The following is a 6,815-nucleotide window of genomic DNA, read 5'->3' on the forward strand; positions in this document are numbered from 1 at the left end:
CCATGACGCTTAAGGAACTGCAAAAATGACCGAACTGAAGAACGATCGTTATCTGCGTGCGCTGCTGCGCCAGCCCGTTGATGTCACCCCGGTATGGATGATGCGCCAGGCGGGACGCTATTTGCCAGAGTACAAAGCCACGCGCGCGCAGGCGGGTGATTTTATGTCGCTGTGCAAAAACGCCGAGCTGGCCTGCGAAGTGACGCTCCAGCCGCTGCGTCGCTTCCCGCTGGATGCCGCCATTCTCTTTTCGGACATTCTGACCATTCCGGACGCGATGGGCCTTGGGCTCTATTTCGAAACCGGTGAGGGCCCGCGTTTTACCTCCCCGATTAAAAGCAAAGCCGATGTCGATAAGCTGCCGATCCCCGATCCGGAAGGAGAACTGGGGTATGTGATGAACGCTGTGCGCACCATTCGCCGCGAGCTGAAAGGCGAAGTGCCGCTGATTGGTTTTTCCGGCAGCCCATGGACGCTGGCGACCTATATGGTTGAAGGCGGCAGCAGCAAAGCCTTCACCCAGATTAAAAAGATGATGTACGCCGAGCCGCTGGCCCTGCATGCGCTTCTCGACAAGCTGGCGAAGAGCGTCACGCTCTACCTCAACGCGCAGATTAAAGCGGGTGCGCAGTCGGTCATGATTTTCGACACCTGGGGTGGCGTGCTGACCGGGCGCGATTATCAGCAGTTCTCGCTGTACTACATGCACAAAATCGTCGACGGCCTGTTGCGTGAAAACGAAGGCCGCCGCGTGCCGGTGACGCTGTTCACCAAAGGTGGCGGTCAGTGGCTGGAAGCCATGGCGGCAACCGGTTGTGACGCGCTGGGTCTCGACTGGACCACCGATATCGCTGATGCCCGCCGCCGCGTGGGTGACAAAGTGGCGCTGCAGGGCAATATGGATCCTTCCATGCTCTATGCGCCGCCTGCCCGCATTGAGGAAGAAGTGTCGACTATACTGTCTGGTTTCGGCCAGGGTGAAGGACACGTCTTTAACCTTGGTCATGGTATTCATCAGGATGTGCCGCCAGAGCACGCTGGCGTATTTGTGGAGGCGGTGCATCGGCTTTCTGCCCAGTATCACCAGTAAGGAGTGGTTATGGATCTCGCGTCGCTACGCGCTCAGCAAATCGAACTGGCTTCATCAGTGATCCGTGAGGATCAGCTGGATAAGGATCCTCCGCAGTACATTGGCGGAGCCGACGTTGGGTTCGAGCAGGGCGGTGAAGTGACGCGAGCGGCAATGGTGGTTCTGAAATACCCTTCGCTTGAGCTGGTGGAATACAAGGTGGCGCGTATCGCCACCACCATGCCCTACATTCCCGGCTTTCTCTCCTTTCGTGAATATCCCGCGCTGCTGGCCGCGTGGGAGCAACTTTCGCAAAAACCCGACCTGCTGTTTGTCGATGGACACGGTATCTCACACCCGCGCCGTTTAGGCGTTGCCAGCCACTTTGGGCTGCTGGTGGATGTGCCGACCATTGGCGTCGCCAAGAAACGTCTCTGCGGCGCGTTTGAACCCCTTTCCGCTGAGCCGGGCGCGCTGGCGCCGCTTATCCATAAAGGGGAGCAGCTGGCATGGGTCTGGCGCAGTAAAGCCCGCTGTAACCCGCTGTTTATCGCCACCGGGCATCGGGTAAGCATGGACAGCGCTCTGGCGTGGGTGCAGCGCTGTATGAAGGGCTACCGTTTACCGGAACCCACGCGCTGGGCAGACGCCGTGGCCTCTTCGCGTCCAGCTTTTGTTCGTTGGCAGGAAATTCAGCGATGATTCAGGTAAACTGCGCCTAATTTTCGATTCGAGAGATCATCATGCTACAAAACCCGATTCACCTGCGCCTGGAAAAGCTGGAAAGCTGGCAGCACGTCACCTTTATGGCTTGCCTGTGCGAGCGCATGTATCCCAACTATGCCGCGTTTTGCAAGGGGACAGGCTTTGGCGATGGGCATATTTATCGTCGCATTCTGGATCTGATCTGGGAAACGCTGACGGTGAAAGACGCGAAGGTGAATTTCGACTCTCAGCTGGAAAAGCTGGAAGAGGCGATTCCGGTTGCGGATGATTTTGACCTGTATGGCGTCTACCCCGCGATTGATGCCTGCGTGGCGTTAAGCGAACTGCTTCACTCCCGTCTGAGTGGCGAAACGCTGGAGCATGCAATCGAAGTCAGTAAAGCGTCTATCACCACCGTGGCGATGCTGGAAATGACCCAGGAAGGTCGTGCAATGACCGACGAAGAGCTGCGTGCAAACCCGGCCGTAGAGCAAGAATGGGACATTCAGTGGGAAATTTTCCGCCTGCTGGCAGAGTGTGAAGAACGCGATATTGAGCTGATAAAAGGGCTGCGCGCAGACTTACGTGAGGCCGGCGAGAGCAATATTGGTATAATTTTTAACCAATGAGATAAGAAAACTTGAGATAACGCCCGTTTTGTCGCTCCTCGACTCTTCCCTTTCGACCCTTGTCTGGTCTACATTTGGGGGGCGAAAAAAAGTGGCTATCGGTGCGTGTATGCAGGAGAGTGCTTTTTTGGCATTTTCGTCGCACTCGATGCTTAGCAAGCGATAAACACATTGAAAGGATAACTTATGAACAAGACTCAACTGATTGATGTAATTGCGGACAAGGCTGATCTGTCTAAAGTGCAGGCTAAAGCTGCTCTGGAATCTACCCTGGCTGCTATTACTGAGTCTCTGAAAGAAGGTGATGCTGTACAACTGGTTGGTTTCGGTACCTTCAAAGTGAACCACCGCGCTGAGCGTACTGGCCGCAACCCGCAGACCGGTAAAGAAATCAAAATCGCCGCAGCTAACGTGCCGGCATTTGTTTCTGGTAAAGCACTGAAAGACGCTGTTAAGTAAGACGCGTGGCAGTGAACAGTTTTAGCGAAGGGGCGGCAACGCCCCTTTTGTCTTTCTGGCGTGGAACGCTCGCGCTGGCAGGCATACTGTTGCTGTCAGCCTGTAGCCACGATACCTCTCTGCCACCGTTTACCGCCAGTGGCTACGCGGATAACCAGGGTGCGGTCAGGATCTGGCGTAAAGATTCCGGCGGTGAAGTTCATCTGCTCTCTGCGTTTAGTCCGTGGCATAACGGCAATACGTCGACGGCGGAATATCGCTGGCAGGGCGATGAGCTGTCGCTCATTGAACTGAACGTCTACAGCAAAACCCCCGAACATGTGAAAGTGCGTTTTGACGACCACGGCGAGCTAAGCTTTATGCAGCGTGAAGTCAGCGGTCAAAAACAGCAGCTTTCCAGCGATCAAGTCGCGCTCTACCGTTACCGTGCTGAACAAATCCGCCAGACCAGCGATGCGCTGCGTCAGGGCCGCGTCGTGCTGCGCCAGGGTCGCTGGCATACTGATGGGACGGTGACAACTTGCGAAGGGCAGACCATCAAGCCTGACCTCGAATCCTGGGCCATCGAACACATCGAACGCCGTCAGCGGCATTCATCAATGGAAGTGAGTGTGGCGTGGCTTGACGCGCCGGAAGGCTCTCAGCTGCTGCTGGTGGCTAACGAAGACTTCTGCACCTGGCAGCCGACAGAGAAGAGTTTCTGAGTTCTGTGGATTAAGCCGGATGGCGCTAACGCTTATCCGGCCTACAAACGATCCCCTCTCCCTTTGGGAGAGGGTTAGGGTGAGGGGGAAATTACTCCCCCTGCTCACGCGCAATCGCGCGATAGCCGATATCCTGGCGGCTAAAGCTACCGTTCCAGTGAATATCCGCCATCAGCGCATAGGCGCGTTTCTGCGCTTCTGCTACGGTATGGCCCAGCGCGGTAGCACACAGCACGCGTCCGCCGTTGGTCAGTACGCGGTCATCGTCAGCCAGCTTCGTTCCGGCGTGGAATACCTTCGCGCCTTCAACCTCTTCCAGCGGCAGGCCGTGGATCTCATCACCGGTGTTGTAGTGGCCAGGGTATCCACCCGCAGCAATGACTACGCCCAGTGACGCACGCTCGTCCCACTCGGAAGTTTTCTCGTCCAGCTTACCTTCGCACGCCGCCAGGCACAGTTCTACCAGGTCGGATTTCATGCGCAGCATGATGGGCTGGGTTTCCGGATCGCCAAAGCGGCAGTTGAATTCGATGACCTTAGGATTACCCTGTTTGTCGATCATCAGGCCCGCATAGAGGAAACCGGTGTACGTATTCCCCTCGGCAGCCATCCCTTTGACGGTTGGCCAGATGATGCGATCCATCGTGCGCTGATGCACTTCATCAGTGACCACCGGAGCAGGGGAGTAAGCCCCCATTCCGCCGGTATTCGGGCCGGTATCGCCATTGCCCACACGCTTATGATCCTGGCTGGTGGCCATCGGCAGAACGTGCTCGCCGTCGACCATCACGATAAAGCTCGCCTCTTCGCCGTCGAGAAACTCTTCGATCACAATGCGGTGGCCTGCGTCACCAAAGGCATTACCTGCCAGCATATCCTGAACCGCGGCTTCGGCTTCTTCGAGCGTCATCGCCACGATCACGCCTTTCCCGGCAGCCAGGCCGTCGGCCTTAATGACAATCGGTGCGCCTTTTTCACGCAGGTAAGCCAGAGCGGGCTCCACCTCTGTAAAGTTCTGGTATTCCGCCGTCGGGATATTGTGACGTGCGAGGAAATCTTTGGTGAAAGCTTTGGAGCCCTCCAGCTGGGCAGCACCTTCCGTCGGGCCGAAGATTTTCAGGCCTGCCGCGCGGAACGCATCCACCACGCCAATCACCAGCGGCGCTTCCGGGCCGACGATGGTCAGGTCGATTTTCTCGCTTTGGGCGAAACTCAACAGCGCCGGAATGTCGGTCACGCCGATAGCCACGTTCTGCAGCGCGGGTTCCAGGGCGGTACCCGCGTTGCCCGGCGCCACGAAGACCGTTTTCACCAGCGGAGACTGGGCCGCTTTCCATGCCAGAGCGTGCTCGCGTCCGCCGTTACCAATCACTAATACTTTCATTTTCTGCTCCGGGAATTAATGGCGGAAGTGACGCATGTCGGTGAAGATCATCGCAATGCCGTGTTCGTCGGCAGCGGCAATCACTTCGTCGTCACGGATAGAACCACCTGGCTGGATCACGCAGGTGATGCCTACCGCGGCAGCCGCGTCAATACCGTCACGGAACGGGAAGAAGGCATCAGAGGCCATGGCGGAGCCTCTCACTTCCAGACCTTCATCGCCTGCTTTAATGCCCGCGATTTTCGCCGAGTAAACGCGGCTCATCTGGCCTGCGCCTATCCCGATGGTCATGTTCTCTTTGGCGTAAACAATGGCGTTGGATTTGACGAACTTCGCCACTTTCCAGCAGAACAGCGCGTCACGCAGTTCCTGCTCTGTTGGCTGACGCTTGGTCACCACGCGCAGGTCGGCTTCTGTCACCATACCCAGATCGCGGTCCTGAACCAGCAGGCCGCCGTTCACGCGTTTGAAGTCCAGGCCCGGAACGCGTTCCGCCCACTGGCCGCAAACCAGGACGCGCACATTCTGTTTCGCCGCAGTGATCTTCAGCGCTTCTTCAGACGCCGATGGCGCGATGATCACTTCAACAAACTGACGGGAGATAATGGCCTGTGCGGTTTCGGCATCCAGTTCGCGGTTAAACGCGATAATGCCGCCGAAGGCAGAGGTCGGGTCGGTTTTATACGCGCGGTCATAGGCATCCAGAATGGAGGTGCTCACGGCAACGCCGCATGGGTTTGCGTGCTTGACGATAACGCAGGCAGGCTCGCTGAATTCTTTCACGCATTCCAGCGCGGCGTCGGTATCGGCAATGTTGTTATAGGAGAGCGCCTTACCCTGAACCTGCCGGGCGGTCGCAACAGAGGCTTCTTTTACCTCTTCTTCTATATAGAAGGCAGCCTGCTGGTGGCTGTTCTCACCATAACGCATATCCTGCTTCTTGATGAAGTTCAGGTTCAGGGTGCGCGGGAAGCGACCGGAAGGATCTTTACTTTCACCGTGGTAAGCCGGTACCAGGCTACCGAAGTAGTTGGCAATCATGCTGTCGTACGCAGCGGTGTGTTCGAAGGCTTTGATGGCGAGGTCGAAACGCGTTTCCAGGGTCAGTGACCCTTCGTTGGCGTCCATCTCATTAATAATGGCTTCGTAATCGCTGCTCTTTACGACGATGGCGACATCTTTATGGTTCTTGGCCGCGGAGCGCACCATGGTCGGGCCGCCGATATCAATATTTTCTACGGCATCTTCCAGAGAGCAGCCTTCACGGGCAACGGTCTGGGCGAACGGATAGAGGTTAACGACAACCATGTCGATTGGCGCGATCTCATGCTGTTCCATAATGGCGTCGTCCTGACCGCGACGGCCAAGAATACCGCCGTGGACTTTTGGGTGCAGGGTTTTGACGCGTCCATCCATCATTTCCGGGAAACCGGTGTAATCGGACACTTCGGTTACCGGCAGACCTTTATCTGCTAACAGGCGAGCGGTACCGCCTGTAGATAGCAGCTCCACACCGCGTGCAGAAAGTGCCTGAGCGAATTCGACGATACCGGCTTTATCAGAAACACTGAGCAGAGCGCGGCGGACTGGACGACGTTGTTGCATGGTAAATCCCCTGGATTTCACGATTACAGAGAGCGTTAGATGAATTTTCCTGTGAAAAACTCATCTAACACACCTGACGAGGCATCCTTGTGAAGCGCGAGCATTTTAACGAAAACGTTTGCGCAACGCTCGCACATTTTCACTTTTTCGTATCATTGTGGATAAGTCTGTGTGTAAAAAGGTATAAGGCGGGGTTTTGCTGTGGAATGCAGCAGTCAGTCATCTTTCTGTCATTTAGCGGTTGCGGCCTGCGGAGAACT

7 protein-coding genes are annotated in these 6,815 nt (G+C 56.3%); 5 read left to right on the plus strand and 2 right to left on the minus strand.

What is annotated here, in order from left to right:
- The first annotated feature begins 25 nt into the window (after nt 1–25).
- The 5 genes from hemE (at nt 26) to C5687_RS20040 (ending at nt 3,566) form a co-directional block, all read left to right on the plus strand.
- Nucleotides 26–1,090, plus strand: a complete 1,065-nt coding sequence (hemE, locus tag C5687_RS20020; protein WP_047957510.1) for a uroporphyrinogen decarboxylase — start codon at nt 26–28, stop codon at nt 1,088–1,090.
- Between the two features lie 9 nt (nt 1,091–1,099).
- Complete coding sequence (gene nfi, locus C5687_RS20025) at nt 1,100–1,771, plus strand: deoxyribonuclease V (RefSeq protein ID WP_047957511.1); 672 nt, start codon at nt 1,100–1,102, stop codon at nt 1,769–1,771.
- A 41-nt stretch (nt 1,772–1,812) separates the two neighbouring features.
- A complete protein-coding gene (locus tag C5687_RS20030) occupies nt 1,813–2,403 on the plus strand; it encodes a YjaG family protein (protein ID WP_104557642.1) in 591 nt (196 codons plus the stop codon).
- Nucleotides 2,404–2,589: 186 nt separating this feature from the next.
- Nucleotides 2,590–2,862, plus strand: coding sequence for a nucleoid-associated protein HU-alpha (gene hupA, locus C5687_RS20035; RefSeq protein WP_002445246.1), 273 nt, complete (start codon nt 2,590–2,592; stop codon nt 2,860–2,862).
- Between the two features lie 11 nt (nt 2,863–2,873).
- Nucleotides 2,874–3,566 (plus strand): DUF1481 domain-containing protein, encoded by a 693-nt coding sequence (locus C5687_RS20040; RefSeq protein WP_047957512.1) that lies wholly within the window; start codon nt 2,874–2,876, stop codon nt 3,564–3,566.
- A gap of 91 nt (nt 3,567–3,657) precedes the next feature.
- Here C5687_RS20040 and purD read toward each other — a convergent pair whose 3' ends face one another.
- Together purD and purH are read right to left on the minus strand one after the other, a co-directional pair.
- Complete coding sequence (purD, locus tag C5687_RS20045) at nt 3,658–4,950, minus strand: phosphoribosylamine--glycine ligase (protein WP_095442149.1); 1,293 nt, start codon at nt 4,948–4,950, stop codon at nt 3,658–3,660.
- A 15-nt stretch (nt 4,951–4,965) separates the two neighbouring features.
- The gene (gene purH, locus C5687_RS20050) at nt 4,966–6,555 is read right to left on the minus strand and encodes a bifunctional phosphoribosylaminoimidazolecarboxamide formyltransferase/IMP cyclohydrolase (protein WP_047957514.1); all 1,590 of its coding nucleotides are present in this window, start codon (nt 6,553–6,555) and stop codon (nt 4,966–4,968) included.
- Between the last annotated feature and the right edge of the window lie 260 nt (nt 6,556–6,815).

The sequence above is a fragment of the Enterobacter sichuanensis genome, from assembly GCF_002939185.1.
GTDB classification, from domain to species: domain Bacteria; phylum Pseudomonadota; class Gammaproteobacteria; order Enterobacterales; family Enterobacteriaceae; genus Enterobacter; species Enterobacter sichuanensis.